Here is a 14149-nt window from a genome sequence, read left to right on the forward strand (position 1 = left end):
ACTTTCGGTGAACTATGCTGTGCAGGGCAGGCAGGGGAAGTGGAACTGCTGAACGTCGACTCTGCAGATTGGGCAACAGGTGGATATCACCTTCATGGTGGCGCTGGTCATTGCGCTGGCATTATTTTTCGACTTCACGAACGGTTTTCATGACACCGCGAACGCGATGGCCACGCCTATCGCCACCGGTGCCATCAAGCCGAAGACTGCAGTTACTCTCGCGGCGATCCTGAACCTCGTGGGAGCGTTCCTGTCCACGGAAGTGGCCAAGACGGTCTCCGGCGGCATCATTCGCGAAGGCTCCGACGGCGTCCAGATAACACCGGACATCATCTTTGCCGGTCTCATGGGCGCCATTCTGTGGAACATGGTGACTTGGCTCAAGGGGCTGCCCTCAAGCTCGTCGCACGCACTCTTCGGCGGACTCATTGGCGCCGCGATCGCCGGCATCGGGTTCAACTCCGTGAATCTGGAGACCCTCCTCCAGAAAGTCATCCTTCCGGCCGTCTTTGCGCCCCTGATCGCCGGCATCGTTGCCTACGTCTGTACCCGACTGGCCTACGCCCTCACCTCCCGGCATGATCCGGAGACCGGCAGCAAGCTCACCCAGAAGCGCGGGGGCTTCCGCACCGGCCAGATCTTCACGTCAAGCCTCGTGGCCCTCGCCCACGGAACCAATGACGCCCAGAAGACCATGGGCATCATCACGCTGGTCCTCATTTCGGCCGGCAGCCAGCGTCCCGGTTCGGGTCCGCAGATCTGGGTCATCGCCGCCTGCGCCCTGGCCATTGCCGTGGGCACCTACGCCGGGGGCTGGCGCATCATCCGGACGATGGGGGCGGGGCTGACCGAGGTGAAGCCCGCGCAGGGCTTCGCGGCGGAGACCAGCACGGCGTCCGCCATCCTGGCTTCCTCGCACCTGGGCTTCGCGCTGTCCACCACTCAGGTGGCCTCCGGGTCCGTCATCGGGTCGGGGATGGGCCGGAAAGGCACGTCCGTCCGCTGGGGCATGGTCGGAAAGATCGCCCTCGGCTGGCTCTTCACGCTGCCCGCCGCCGGCATCGTGGGCGCCCTGACCGCGCTGCTCGTCAAGACCGGGGTTGTGGGCGTGGTCATCGCCGCCGTGGCAGGCACCGCCGCCGTGCTCTACATGTTCGTGGTTTCCCGCAAGTCCCAGGTCGGCCACCACAACGCCGTGGAGGTCGAGGAGGCCGGATCGGCCGTCCGTTTCGCGAAGAAGAAGGCCCTCGCCAGGGCCCGCGCCAAGGCAAACGAGTCAAAGGATACGCAGCGATGAAGTGGTTGGAACTCCTCACCGTAGCCGGCGCCACGCTGGTGTCCGCGGTGACGGTGGTGGTTCTCTATGCACTCGGCGTCCGGCTTACCGCCATTGCCGGCGACCAGCGGACAACCGCGCCCGGGTGGCTCCGTTCGCTGGCTTACGCGTGCTTCGCCCTGTGCGGGCTCGCCGTGCTGTTCGGGCTCTACCTGATCATCCCGTACTTCAGCAGCTAACAAGCCGGCAGGGCTGTCAGTGAACTCTGGGAACGCCGGACCGGAATCGCTAGGCTTGGGCCATGCCCAGTGTCCAGTATTACGTTGCGGCGTCCCTCGACGGGTTCATCGCCACCCGGGATGACGATCTCGCGTGGCTGTTGCAGTTCGACGGTTTCGAAGGCGGCAAGGAAAGCTACGACTCCTTCATCTCCGGCATCGGCTGCATCGCCATGGGCGGGACCACCTACCAGTGGCTCATGGACCACGAACCGGGCCACTGGCCGTACCCGGACACGCCCTGCTGGATCTTCACGCACCATGAGTTCGCTGCGCCGCCCGGCGCCGATATCGCGTTCGTGCGCGGCGACATCAGCGAATTCATCGATGACCTCAGGCGCGACGCCGCGGGCAAGAACATCTGGGTGGTGGGCGGCGGCGACCTTGCCGCCCAGTTCGCCGGTGCCGGGCTCCTGGATGAACTGATCGTCTCTGTCATCCCGGTGCTGCTCGGGGACGGGAAACGGCTGCTTCCCGTGAAGGGCCCGACGCCGCCGCTTGAGTTGGTGGAATCGCAGACCCTGGGGCGGGGGATCGTGGAGCTCCGGTACCGTTTCGGGGCCGTGCCAGGATAGGCGCCTACGCGCTGATGTCCCGGATGAGGTTGGTGATGCGGGCCGTCGACAACCGGCGGCCCTGCTCGTCGGTCATGACGATCTCGTGCGTGGTGAGCGTGCGCCCCAGGTGAATGGCTGTGCACGTCCCGGTCACGGTGCCCGCCGCGATGGCCCGGTGGTGGGTCGCGCCGACCTCGATGCCGAGTGCCTGGCGCCCGGGCCCGGCATGCATGCCGGCCGCAAACGATCCCAGCGTCTCCGCCAGCACCACGTGGGCACCGCCGTGAAGGATTCCTGCCACCTGGGTGTTCCCCTCCACCGGCATGGTGGCCACCGTCCGCTCAGGGCTCATCTCCAGGAAACGGATCCCCATCTTCACCACGAGGGCGCCGATGCCGAACTCGCCGAGCCAGTCATGGAGATGGTCCGGGACCCCGGCGGCGACCAGTTCATCCTTGAACCGCGCCTCGTCGGCGGACCGGGCGGGCGTGAAATTGTCCATCATGGCAACTAGGCTGGCACCTGTGAGTGAAACTACCAAACCGGCCCCTTTCCCGTCCGCAAGCGAAACACTGCAGGAAGTCGCGGTCCCCACACCGCCCAGCCGGTCGGTCTCGGCAACCGAGGCCCCGGTCATTCCCCTGACGGACCAGCCCCGCCTCCTGGTGCTGGACGGGCACTCCATGGCGTTCCGGGCCTTCTTCGCGCTGCCGGCGGACAAGTTCTCCACTGCCAACGGGCAGCACACCAATGCGATCCACGGCTTCACGTCCATGCTCATCAACCTGATCAAGGAACAGAAGCCAACCCACATCGCGGTGGCTTTCGATGTCTCGGATGAAACCACCCACCGCAAGGCCGAGTACAGCGACTACAAGGGCGGCCGCAACGAAACGCCCCGGGAGATGACCGGCCAGATCGACCTCATCGACAAGGTCATGCAGGCGTGGGGCATCAAGACCATCAAAATGCCCGGTTATGAAGCTGACGACATCCTGGCCACACTCGCCGCCATGGGAGACAAGGCCGGCTATGAGGTGCTGCTCGTGACCGGGGACCGTGACGCCTTCCAGCTCATCACCGACAACGTGTTTGTGCTCTACCCCCGGAAAGGCGTCAGCGACATTCCCCGGCTGGACGCGGCCGCCATCCAGGAGAAGTACTTTGTGACGCCGCCGCAGTACTCGGACCTCGCCGCGCTGGTGGGGGAGTCCGCGGACAACCTCCCCGGCGTTCCCGGCGTCGGCCCCAAGACGGCCGCCAAATGGATCAACCTGTACGGCGGGCTGGAGGGGGTCCTGGAGCACCTCGACGCGATCGGCGGCAAGGTGGGGGACGCCCTGCGCGAAAACGTTGAGGACGTCAAGCGCAACCGGCGGCTGAACAGGCTCCACACGGACCTGGACCTCCCGGTAACGCTGGACGAACTCGCGGAGCCGCGGCCCGACGAGGCCGCCTTGGAGCAGCTGTTCGACGACCTTGAATTCAAGACCATCCGCACCCGGCTCTTTGCCCTCTATGGCAGTGACGAAGTGGAACCCGCCGAGCGCGAGAACATCGACACGCCGGACTTCGTGACCCCCGCCGCGGCGGCTGAGCTGAGTGCCTTCCTGGCGGCAGGCACCGGGCAGCGCTCTGCCGTGGCCGTGGACCTGGTGCCGGGACGGCTCGGCGAGGACGCCGCCGCGCTGGCGATCGTCCGGGACGGCGCCGCCGCTTATATCGACCTCGCCGGCCAGGACGCCGACGCCGAGAACGTGCTGGCGGACTGGCTCCGGGACGAAAATTCACCGAAGGTGATGCACGGGTACAAGGCCGCACTGAAAGCCCTCACCGCCCGTGGCCTGGAACTCGAGGGCGTGGTGGATGACACCTCGATCTCCGGTTACCTCATCCAGCCGGACCGCCGCACCTACGAGCTCGCGGAACTGGCACAGCACCACCTGAACATCGCACTCTCCTCCGAAACGGCGAAGGCCGGCCAGCTGGAACTGACGTTCGACGACGACGACTCCGCGGCGGCGGGCGCGCTGGTCCAGGTCGCCGCCGTCGTTCATTCCCTGAGCCGCTACTTCGAATCGGAACTGAAGGAGCGGAAGGCCGAGGAGCTGCTGACCACCCTTGAGCTGCCGGTCAGCCGGGTTCTCGCCGACATGGAGCTCGCGGGAATCGCCATCTCCATGCCGCTCATGGAGGATCAGCTGGCGGACCTGTCCAAGGTAATCGACAACGCCCAGGAGCTGGCCTTCGCCGCGATCGGCCACGAGGTCAATCTGGGCTCTCCCAAGCAGCTCCAGAGCGTCCTCTTCGACGAACTCCAGCTGCCGAAGACCAAGAAGATCAAGTCCGGCTACACCACGGACGCCGCGTCGCTCAAGAACCTGCTGGAAAAGACCGGGCACGAATTCCTGGTCCAGCTGATGGCGCACCGCGAGTCGTCGAAACTGCGCCAGATGCTGGAGTCGCTGAAGAAGTCCGTCACGGAGGACGGCCGGATCCACACCACCTACGCGCAGAACGTGGCAGCCACGGGCCGGATCTCCTCCAACAATCCCAACCTGCAGAACATCCCGATCCGAAGCGAGGAGGGCCGGCGCGTCCGCGGCATCTTCGTGGTCAGCGAGGGCTACGAGTGCCTGCTGTCCGCGGACTACTCGCAGATCGAAATGCGCATTATGGCCCATCTCTCGGGGGACGCCGGCCTGATCCAGGCCTACAAGGACGGCGAGGACCTGCACCGGTTCGTGGGCTCCAACATCTTCCATGTGCCTACCGACCAGGTGACCAGCGCGATGCGGTCCAAGGTCAAGGCGATGTCCTATGGCCTCGCCTACGGCCTGACCTCCTTCGGCCTGTCCAAGCAGCTGGAGATCACCGTCGACGAGGCGCGCACGCTCATGAAGGACTACTTCGACCGGTTCGGCGCCGTACGCGACTATCTCCGGGGCGTGGTGGACCAGGCCCGTGTCGACGGCTACACCGCCACCATCGAGGGGCGGCGCCGGTACCTCCCGGACCTCACCAGCACAGACCGCCAGTTGCGCGAGAACGCGGAGCGCATCGCGCTGAACTCTCCCATCCAGGGATCCGCCGCGGACATCATCAAGCGCGCGATGCTGGGCGTGCACGCTGAACTGAAGGCCCAGGGCCTGAAGTCGCGGATGCTCTTGCAGGTCCACGACGAACTGGTTTTGGAAGTAGCGGCAGGGGAGCGTGAGGCCGTGGAGAAGCTTGTCACCGAGCAGATGGCGGCCGCCGCGGACCTGAGCGTACCGCTGGACGTCCAGATCGGCGTCGGCCCCAGCTGGTACGACGCCGGCCACTAGTAATTTCAGGATGCGCAGGGCGCCCTCGCCGGCGCCTTGCGCAAGTCATTCGGCCGGGCTCCATTGGCTTGGCTTCAGTTCATTTTCGGTTCAAGGGGGAGCGGCACGTGGCAGACAACTATGAGATCCGGCGGTTCAGGGCAGCGGACAAGGGCGAGCCCGGCTACGCCCAGGGAACGGACTGGATCCAGGCCGTGGGCTTCGGCTTCCACGACACCCGCCGCAATGACGAATTCGTCGGGAAAATCATGGCCATGTACCGGTCCGACGACCGTGAGCTGACGGGCGTCTACCAGACGGGCGAGGTTGCAGCGCGCTCCCTGGGTGCCGACATTCCCGTGGCCACGTTCGGCACGCTGCGCAAGAACATGAACGTCGGCTACGGCCGGCAGCTCCGGACCCACATGGTGACTGCGGTGACAGTGCGCGGAACGCACCGCCGCCAGGGCCTGCTGCGCCGCATGATGACTGAAGACCTCACCGCGGCGAAGGCGGACGGGCTGGCGATGGCGGCGCTGACCGCGTCGGATCCTCGGCGTCAGCGGCGGGAAAGCGGACGTCACGGAGGCTCCGGCGGGCTCGGAGCCGGAACTGTCCCTGGACGTCGCGGACCTCGGCTCCATCTATCTGGGTGCCGTCTGTCCCGTGACCCAGAAAGCCGCCGGCCGGATCACCGAGCACGCACCGGGGGCTGCGCTGAAAGCGCGGCTCATGTTCGCCGTCGAACGCTCGCCGCACTGCCTGACGCATTTCTGACGGCATTCCGGCAGGTCACAGGCCTCCGGAGTAGCCGCGGCGCTTTGACCGGCGTTGGCGAGTGCGACTAGAATAAACGGGCGTGCACTAGGTGCACGTATCTAAAATCCACAAAATCAGGATGACCCGGCAGATCCTCGTGATATGCCGTACTTTGCGCCTGCGTTCCATAACGCGGGCGCGATGGTTTGCCTGACCGACTAACTATCCACAACGGAGCCCCTACTACATGACCATCACCTCCACCGAGAAGCCCGGTACCCCCGTAGTCGCCATTAACGACATCGGTACCGCTGAGGACTTCCTCGCAGCAGTCGACGCCACCATCAAGTACTTCAACGACGGAGACCTCGTCGAAGGTACCGTCGTCAAGGTCGACCGCGACGAAGTTCTGCTCGACATCGGTTACAAGACCGAAGGTGTCATCCCCTCCCGCGAGCTGTCCATCAAGCACGACGTTGATCCCGGAGACGTTGTCTCCGTTGGCGATCAGGTCGAAGCCCTGGTGCTCACCAAGGAAGACAAAGAAGGCCGCCTGATCCTCTCCAAGAAGCGTGCTCAGTACGAGCGCGCCTGGGGCGACATCGAGAAGGTCAAGGAAGAAGACGGTGTCGTCACCGGTACCGTCATCGAGGTTGTCAAGGGTGGTCTTATCCTCGACATCGGTCTGCGCGGCTTCCTGCCCGCATCCCTCGTCGAGATGCGCCGTGTGCGCGACCTTGCTCCGTACATCGGTCAGCAGATCGAAGCCAAGATCATCGAGCTGGACAAGAACCGCAACAACGTTGTTCTTTCCCGCCGTGCATGGCTCGAGCAGACCCAGTCCGAGGTGCGCTCCACGTTCCTCAACAAGCTGGAAAAGGGCCAGGTCCGTCCCGGCGTCGTTTCCTCCATCGTCAACTTCGGTGCCTTCGTGGACCTGGGCGGCGTGGACGGCCTCGTTCACGTTTCCGAGCTGTCCTGGAAGCACATCGACCACCCGTCCGAGGTTGTCGAAGTTGGCCAGGAAGTCACCGTCGAGGTTCTCGAGGTCGACCTGGACCGCGAGCGTGTTTCCCTGTCGCTCAAGGCTACGCAGGAAGATCCGTGGCAGACCTTCGCCCGCACCCACGCCCTCGGCCAGGTTGTTCCGGGTAAGGTCACCAAGCTGGTTCCGTTCGGTGCGTTCGTTCGCGTCGAAGACGGCATCGAAGGCCTCGTTCACATCTCCGAGCTGGCTGTCCGCCACGTTGAGCTGGCCGAGCAGGTTGTCTCCGTTGGTGACGAGCTGTTCGTCAAGGTCATCGACATCGACCTCGAGCGCCGCCGCATCTCCCTCTCGCTCAAGCAGGCTAACGAGGGCGTTGACGCCGACAGCACCGAATTCGATCCGGCTCTCTACGGCATGGCCGCTGAGTACGACGAAGAGGGCAACTACAAGTACCCGGAGGGCTTCGACCCGGAGTCCAACGAGTGGCTTGAAGGCTACGAGAACCAGCGCGCAGCCTGGGAGCAGCAGTACGCTGACGCCCAGACCCGTTGGGAAGCCCACAAGAAGCAGGTTGCCCAGCACGCTGCCGACGACGCTGCAGCTGCAACGTCCGGTGACAGCGATTCCGGCACCACGAGCTACTCCTCGGAGCCGGCTGCAGCCGAGACCGGTGCAGGCACGCTTGCTTCGGACGAGGCCCTCGCAGCACTGCGTGAGAAGCTGACCGGCAACTAATTGCCGCAGGCGCCCGGCTGCAGGTCCCCCCGCGGGCCTGCAGCCGGCACGCTGAAATAGCACACAAAAGGTGGCCGTCCCTTCGGGGGCGGCCACCTTTTTTGTTGAAGTTCCGGGGGTCGCCCGATGAGGTCAGGCGGTCTGGCCCGCGTGCTCGCCCTCGGCGATTTCCTCCAGCAGTTTGTCGTTGAATGCTTCCAGGTCGCCCGGCTTCCGGCTGGTCACGAAGCCCTGGTCCACCACCACCTGTTCGTCCGTCCAGTTCGCGCCGGCATTCCGGAGGTCCGTGGCGAGCGTGTGGTAGGACGTGAGGTTCCGCCCCTTCACGACGCCCGCATCGATGAGGAGCCACGGGCCGTGGCAGATGGCGGCCACCGGCTTGTGCTGCTCAAAGAAGCTCCGGGCAAAGGCCTGGGCGTCCTTGTCCACCCTGAGGTGGTCGGCGTTGACGACGCCGCCGGGGATCACCAGGGCGTGGAAGTCGGCGGCGTTGGCCTCTGACAGGGTCAGGTCGACGTCGAACGTATCGCCCTTGTCCAGGCCCTTGAATCCCTGGAGCTTCCCGCTCTTGGGGGCCACGAGGACAGGTTCGCCGCCGGCTTCCTTCACGGCATTCCACGGGCTGGTCAGTTCGACCTGCTCCACGCCGTCGGTCAGCACAAAGGCGACCCTCTTGCCTGCGATGTGGTGTTCTGACATCCGTCCTCCTTCTTTCCCGGTGTGATTCCTTGCACCAACAACCCTAGAAAGCGGGGGAGTGATAAGCAAGCTGATGATTGCGTCCCGGACCCGGCCGTCAGCGGTTCAGGGGAACGTCAATCCACGCTGTTCCCTCGGGCTGAAATACCGCGCTTCCGGCCGACATGGCGGCCAGGCGTTCTGCGGCCTCGGCCAGGGCGTCCGGCGAGTCGGGCAGGGCGACCCGCAGCACGGTTGAGCGGGCCTCGTAGCCGGTCTCGGCCATGACGTAGCCCGCGCCGCGGAGATCGTTCTCTAGGCGCCCGGCCGCGGCGTGCGGCACCCGGACGGCGCACATGCGCAGCCGCCGTCGCTGGACCAGGGGAGCGAGCTCCAGGGCAGTGGAGACCGACTCGGAGTAGGCGCGGACCAGCCCGCCGGCCCCCAGCAGGATGCCGCCAAAATAGCGCACGACGACGGCACTCACGTCACTGAGGTCCGTCACCCCGGGCGACGCGGTTTCGCGCCGGAGCAGGGCTTCCAGCATGGGGATCCCCGCCGTTCCGGACGGTTCGCCGTCGTCGCTGGAACGCTGCACGTCCCGGTCCGGGCCCAGGACGAACGCGGAGCAGTGGTGCCGGGCGTCGTGGAATTCCCTCCGCAGCCCTGCCGCCAAGGCCCGCGCGTCGTCCTCGTTGTCCGCGCGGCGCAGCACCGTGATGAACCTGGACCGCTTGATGTCTATCTCATGGCGGAAATCGGGCCCCGCGGCCAGGGAGGTGTAGGCCGCCGTCCTGCTCTCCAGGGGATCTGACGCGTCTGCCACCGGTTCAGTTTAGTCTTGGGGAGTGCTGAAGATCGGGTTGACGGGCGGCATCGCCTCAGGGAAGTCCATGGTGGCCGCTCGCCTCAGGGAACTGGGGGCCGTGCTGGTCGACGCCGACGCGATCGCCCGGGACGTGGTGGAACCGGGCACCACGGGCCTTGCGGCCGTCGTCCGTGCCTTCGGGCCGGAAATCCTGGACGCCGGCGGCCGGCTCGACCGGCCGCGGCTCGGCGCCGTGGTGTTCCGGGATCCGGCAGCGCGGGAGGAACTGAACGGCATCGTCCACCCCCTGGTCCGGGAGCACGCCGCCGCGGTGATCGCGGGCGCGCCGGAAGACGCCGTCGTGGTCCAGGACATCCCCCTCCTCGTCGAAACCGGACAGGAAAGCAGCTTCCACCTCGTGGTGGTGGTGGACGCGCCTGACGGGACGCGCGTGCAGCGGATGATTGAACGCCGGGGGATGACCGAAGACGAGGCCCGCTCCCGGATGGCGGCACAGGCTCCGCGGGACGTCCGGCTCGCCGCGGCCGACGTCGTGCTGGACAACTCGGGGACACCGGAGGAACTGCGAAACGCTGTGGACCGGCTTTGGGAGGAGCGGCTCCGGCCGTTTGCGCTGAACATCGAGGAGGCCCGCGTTGCCGAGCGGTCCGGCGGGCCGGTCCTGGCGGAGCACGATCCCGGGTGGCGCCGCCAGGCAGACCTGCTGTCCGCCCGGCTCAAGCGGGCCGCCCCCGACGACGTCCTGGCCGTTGACCATGTCGGGTCGACGGCGGTGCCGGGCCTGGATGCCAAGAATGTCATTGACCTGCAGCTTGCGGTCCGGGACCTGGACGCCGCGGACAGGATCGGTCCGCTTCTTGCCCGGGCCGGCTTCCCGGTCTGGCCGGGAATCCTGCTGGACAGCCCCCAGCCCGGACGTCCGGATCCTGCCGCCTGGTCCAAGCGCCTGCACGGAAACGCCGATCCCGGCCGGCCGGTGAACGTCCACGTCCGCGTTGCCGGCTCGCCGGGGTGGAGCTTCGCCCTGTGCTTCAGGGACTGGCTGACGGCGGACCCGGGTGCGCGGGCCGCCTATCTTGCCGAAAAGCGCAGGCTGGCTGCCCTGCATGCGGGGGACGTGACCACGGCCGGGTACGCCGCCGGCAAGGAAGCCTGGTTCACGGAGATCGCCTACCCGGGAATGGAAGCGTGGGCCGGGAGCAGCGGCTGGCAGCCGCCGTCTTACGGATCCGGAAGCGCCGCCGGCGCCGGATCCGGTGCCGCCCAAAGCTGAATCTGGAATTCCTGTCAGTGGCCGGCGGTAGATTAGTTACATGAGTCTTGCGCAGGAGATCAACCGCGTCGTTGCCCCCTTCGAGGTCATCAGCGAATTCAAGCCCGCCGGCGACCAGCCCGCGGCCATCGCCGAACTCACCGAGCGGATCAGGGGCGGCGAGAAGGACGTGGTGCTCCTGGGCGCCACGGGTACCGGTAAGAGCGCCACCACCGCTTGGCTGATCGAGCAGGTCCAGCGGCCCACGCTGGTGATGGTCCAGAACAAGACCCTCGCCGCGCAGTTGGCGAACGAATTCCGCGAGCTGCTGCCCAACAACGCCGTGGAGTACTTCGTCTCCTACTACGACTACTACCAGCCAGAAGCCTACGTGGCCCAGACGGACACCTTCATCGAGAAGGACTCCTCCGTGAACGAGGAAGTGGAACGGCTCCGGCACTCGGCCACCAACGCGCTGCTGACCCGCCGCGACGTGATCGTCGTCGCCACCGTCTCCTGCATCTACGGCCTCGGCACGCCGGAAGAATACATCGCCGGCATGGTCACCCTCCGCAAGGGGGCAGAGATGAACCGCGACGATCTGCTCCGGAAATTCGTCTCCATGCAGTACGCCCGCAACGACATGGACTTCCACCGCGGCACGTTCCGCGTCCGCGGCGACACCGTGGAAATCATTCCCATGTACGAGGAACTCGCTATCCGCATCGAGTTCTTCGGCGACGAGATTGAGAACATCTATACACTGCACCCGCTCACCGGCGAGGTGATCCGGGACGAAACCGAGATGTATGTCTTCCCGGCCTCGCACTACGTCGCCGGTCCGGAGCGCATGAGCCGGGCGATCAAGAGAATCGAAGACGAACTGGCCGAACGGCTCGCAGTGCTGGAAGGCCAGAACAAGCTGGTCGAGGCCCAGCGGCTCCGGATGCGCACCACGTACGACCTTGAAATGATGCAGCAGATGGGGTTCTGCAACGGCATCGAGAACTATTCCTCGCACATCGACGGCCGCGCCCGCGGGACGGCGCCGCACTGCCTCATCGACTACTTCCCCGACGACTTCCTGCTGGTCATCGACGAATCCCACGTCACCGTGCCGCAGATCGGCGCCATGTACGAGGGCGACATGTCGCGCAAACGGAACCTGGTGGACCACGGCTTCCGGCTGCCCTCGGCGATGGACAACCGCCCGCTGAAATGGGACGAGTTCCAGGACCGCGTGGGCCAGACGGTCTACCTGTCCGCCACCCCGGGAAAGTATGAGCTCGGCAAGGCGGACGGTTTCGTGCAGCAGATTATCCGTCCCACCGGCCTCATCGATCCCGAGGTCGTCGTCAAGCCCACCAAGGGCCAGATCGATGACCTCCTGGGTGAGATCCGGACCCGCACGGAGAAAAACGAACGCGTCTTGGTCACCACCCTCACCAAGCGGATGGCGGAGGACCTCACCGACTACCTGCTGGGGCACGGCGTCAAGGTGGAATACCTGCACTCGGACGTGGACACGCTGCGCCGCGTGGAACTGCTCCGTGAGCTGCGGATGGGCACGTTCGACGTCCTGGTCGGCATCAACCTGCTCCGCGAAGGCCTTGACCTGCCCGAGGTGTCGCTCGTGAGCATCCTCGACGCCGACAAGGAAGGCTTCCTTCGGTCGTCCACCTCGCTGATCCAGACCATCGGACGCGCCGCCAGAAACGTGTCCGGCCAGGTGCACATGTACGCGGACCGGATTACGGACTCCATGGCGCACGCGATTGACGAGACCAACCGGCGCCGCGCCATCCAGGTGGCGTACAACACCGAACACGGCATCGACCCGCAGCCGCTGCGGAAGAAGATCGCCGACATCACGGACCAGCTGGCCAAGGAGGACGCCGACACCCAGGAACTGCTGACCAACAACCGCCTCGCCAAGGGCGGAAAACGGGGAAAGTCGGCGGCCAAGGGTGCGGCCACCGTGCGGGCGGACGGGCTCGCGGCGGCGCCCGCGGAGGACCTGGTGGGGCTGATCGAACAGCTGACCGAGCAGATGCACGGCGCCGCGGCCGAGCTGCAGTTCGAGCTGGCCGCCCGGCTCCGCGACGAAGTCAGCGAGCTGAAGAAGGAACTCCGCCAGATGCACGCCGCCGGGCACGCCTGAGTGTGACGCGGCCGGGCACGGCGTGGGCGCGGGCAGGGCCGCCTCTAGGGTAAAGTTGAGGTCACGTAGGGGAGTATCCCAAGCGCTACGAACGTCAACACGCAAGGCACAGATGCCTTGCCGGGCGTAGCGGGCAACCACATCAGCACCAAGTGCACAGGTTCGCCGGAGAGACTTACACCGGTTTTCTGTACCCTGCGAAAGGTATCCCTGTGCAACTTCCCGTCTGGTTTGAGGTCGGCGCATTCGTCGCCCTCGGCATCATCCTCCTGTTAGACCTGCTTCTGGTGCTGCGGCGCCCGCATGAGCCCTCCATGAAGGAAGCCGGCCTGTGGGTGGCCTTCTACGTTGCCCTGGCCCTCGTGTTCGCCGGTGCCATGTTCATGTTTACCGGCGCCGAGTACGGCGGCCAGTTCGTAGCGGGCTGGGTGACGGAATACAGCCTCAGCATCGACAACCTCTTCGTCTTCATCATCATCATGGCGCGCTTCTCCGTGCCCCGTAAGTACCAGCAGGAAGTGCTGATGGTGGGCATCATCATCGCGCTGATCCTGCGCGGCATCTTCATCATGCTCGGCGCCATCGTGATCGAACAGTTCAGCTGGGTCTTCTACATCTTCGGCGCCTTCCTGCTCTGGACGGCCTGGAAGCAGGCCCAGGACGAGGGCGAGGAAGAGGAGGACAAGGAGAACGCGATCATCGCGAAGCTCCGCAAGGTCATCCCCATGTCGGAGAAGTTCGACGGCGGCAAGCTCCGCACCGTGGTGGACGGCAAGAAGGTCTTCACCCCCATGCTGGTCGTCTTTGTCACTATCGGCATGACGGACCTGCTGTTCGCCGTGGACTCCATTCCAGCCATCTTCGGCCTGACCCAGAGCGCGTTCATCGTCTTCACCGCGAACATCTTTGCGCTGATGGGCCTCCGCCAGCTCTACTTCCTGCTCGGCGGGCTGATGAACCGCCTCGTCTACCTCAAGCACGCGCTGTCCATCATCCTGGCGTTCATCGGCGTCAAGCTGGTCCTGCACGCCATGCACGTCAACGAGCTGCCGTTCATCAACGGCGGGCACCACATCGAGTGGGCACCGGAGATCCCCACCTACGTCTCCCTCGCGGTCATCGTGGGCACCATCATCATCGCCGTGATCGCCAGCCTGGTCAGCTCGGGAGCGCAGAAGGCAAAGCTGGACGCCCGCCTCGAGGAGGACGCCAGGAAGAGCCTCAGCGACGTCGACTAGCAGCCCCGCTGTGCACTGACAACCCCGGTCACTTTTGTGGCCGGGGTTGTCCGGTTTTAACCCGTGTTTGCCGAGGCCAGTGCGGACTATGCT

General features: G+C 65.6%; 12 protein-coding genes. 9 read left to right on the forward strand and 3 right to left on the reverse strand.

Annotation, left to right across the window (positions count from 1 at the left end; all coding sequences use genetic code 11):
* Positions 1 to 79: 79 nt before the first annotated feature.
* From ABFP37_RS06350 to ABFP37_RS06360, 3 genes are all read left to right on the forward strand, one after another.
* Positions 80 to 1297, forward strand: a complete 1218-nt coding sequence (locus ABFP37_RS06350) for an inorganic phosphate transporter (RefSeq protein ID WP_078029338.1) — start codon at positions 80 to 82, stop codon at positions 1295 to 1297.
* Entirely contained in the window at positions 1294 to 1515 is a 222-nt protein-coding gene (locus ABFP37_RS06355) for a hypothetical protein (protein WP_078029339.1), read from the forward strand. Before ABFP37_RS06350 ends, ABFP37_RS06355 begins: the two co-directional genes overlap by 4 nt.
* Before the next feature lie 62 nt (positions 1516 to 1577).
* The gene (locus ABFP37_RS06360; protein ID WP_078029340.1) at positions 1578 to 2129 is read left to right on the forward strand and encodes a dihydrofolate reductase family protein; all 552 of its coding nucleotides are present in this window, start codon (positions 1578 to 1580) and stop codon (positions 2127 to 2129) included.
* Positions 2130 to 2133: 4 nt separating this feature from the next.
* On the opposite strand, the gene ABFP37_RS06365 is transcribed toward ABFP37_RS06360, so the two are convergent.
* A complete protein-coding gene (locus ABFP37_RS06365) occupies positions 2134 to 2616 on the reverse strand; it encodes a hotdog fold thioesterase (RefSeq protein WP_078029341.1) in 483 nt (160 codons plus the stop codon).
* 19 nt (positions 2617 to 2635) lie between these two features.
* On the opposite strand from ABFP37_RS06365, the gene polA reads away from it, so the two are divergent.
* From polA to rpsA, 3 genes are all read left to right on the forward strand, one after another.
* Positions 2636 to 5437, forward strand: a complete 2802-nt coding sequence (gene polA, locus ABFP37_RS06370; RefSeq protein WP_347033052.1) for a DNA polymerase I — start codon at positions 2636 to 2638, stop codon at positions 5435 to 5437.
* A gap of 107 nt (positions 5438 to 5544) precedes the next feature.
* Positions 5545 to 6264, forward strand: a complete 720-nt coding sequence (locus ABFP37_RS06375; RefSeq protein ID WP_347033053.1) for a GNAT family N-acetyltransferase — start codon at positions 5545 to 5547, stop codon at positions 6262 to 6264.
* Between the two features lie 158 nt (positions 6265 to 6422).
* Complete coding sequence (gene rpsA / locus ABFP37_RS06380) at positions 6423 to 7898, forward strand: 30S ribosomal protein S1 (RefSeq protein ID WP_011691911.1); 1476 nt, start codon at positions 6423 to 6425, stop codon at positions 7896 to 7898.
* A 132-nt stretch (positions 7899 to 8030) separates the two neighbouring features.
* Here rpsA and ABFP37_RS06385 read toward each other — a convergent pair whose 3' ends face one another.
* Positions 8031 to 8597 (reverse strand): type 1 glutamine amidotransferase domain-containing protein, encoded by a 567-nt coding sequence (locus ABFP37_RS06385; protein ID WP_078029344.1) that lies wholly within the window; start codon positions 8595 to 8597, stop codon positions 8031 to 8033.
* A 97-nt stretch (positions 8598 to 8694) separates the two neighbouring features.
* Complete coding sequence (locus ABFP37_RS06390; protein WP_347033054.1) at positions 8695 to 9402, reverse strand: YigZ family protein; 708 nt, start codon at positions 9400 to 9402, stop codon at positions 8695 to 8697.
* Positions 9403 to 9424: 22 nt separating this feature from the next.
* Between ABFP37_RS06390 and coaE the strand changes: the two genes are divergently transcribed.
* The 3 genes from coaE to ABFP37_RS06405 all read left to right on the forward strand — a co-directional run bounded on the left by coaE (position 9425) and on the right by ABFP37_RS06405 (position 14056).
* Positions 9425 to 10678 carry a dephospho-CoA kinase gene (gene coaE, locus ABFP37_RS06395; protein WP_347033055.1) on the forward strand — a complete coding sequence of 418 codons (1254 nt, stop codon included), beginning with the start codon at positions 9425 to 9427 and terminating at the stop codon, positions 10676 to 10678.
* 40 nt (positions 10679 to 10718) lie between these two features.
* Positions 10719 to 12818, forward strand: coding sequence for an excinuclease ABC subunit UvrB (uvrB, locus tag ABFP37_RS06400; RefSeq protein WP_078029347.1), 2100 nt, complete (start codon positions 10719 to 10721; stop codon positions 12816 to 12818).
* A gap of 212 nt (positions 12819 to 13030) precedes the next feature.
* Complete coding sequence (locus tag ABFP37_RS06405) at positions 13031 to 14056, forward strand: TerC family protein (protein ID WP_078029348.1); 1026 nt, start codon at positions 13031 to 13033, stop codon at positions 14054 to 14056.
* Positions 14057 to 14149: the final 93 nt, after the last annotated feature.

Origin of the sequence: Burkholderia sp. RS01 (assembly GCF_039748055.1) — a bacterium.
Lineage (GTDB): Bacteria > Actinomycetota > Actinomycetes > Actinomycetales > Micrococcaceae > Arthrobacter.

What these genes read in the sequence shown, in the direction of transcription:
- ABFP37_RS06385 (WP_078029344.1), bottom strand. Translation starts at nt 8,597, where the DNA reads ATGTCAGAACACCACATCGCAGGCAAGAGGGTCGCCTTTGTGCTGACC.
- ABFP37_RS06360 (WP_078029340.1), top strand. Translation starts at nt 1,578, where the DNA reads ATGCCCAGTGTCCAGTATTACGTTGCGGCGTCCCTCGACGGGTTCATC.
- uvrB (WP_078029347.1), top strand. Translation starts at nt 10,719, where the DNA reads ATGAGTCTTGCGCAGGAGATCAACCGCGTCGTTGCCCCCTTCGAGGTC.
- ABFP37_RS06355 (WP_078029339.1), top strand. Translation starts at nt 1,294, where the DNA reads ATGAAGTGGTTGGAACTCCTCACCGTAGCCGGCGCCACGCTGGTGTCC.
- rpsA (WP_011691911.1), top strand. Translation starts at nt 6,423, where the DNA reads ATGACCATCACCTCCACCGAGAAGCCCGGTACCCCCGTAGTCGCCATT.
- ABFP37_RS06365 (WP_078029341.1), bottom strand. Translation starts at nt 2,616, where the DNA reads ATGATGGACAATTTCACGCCCGCCCGGTCCGCCGACGAGGCGCGGTTC.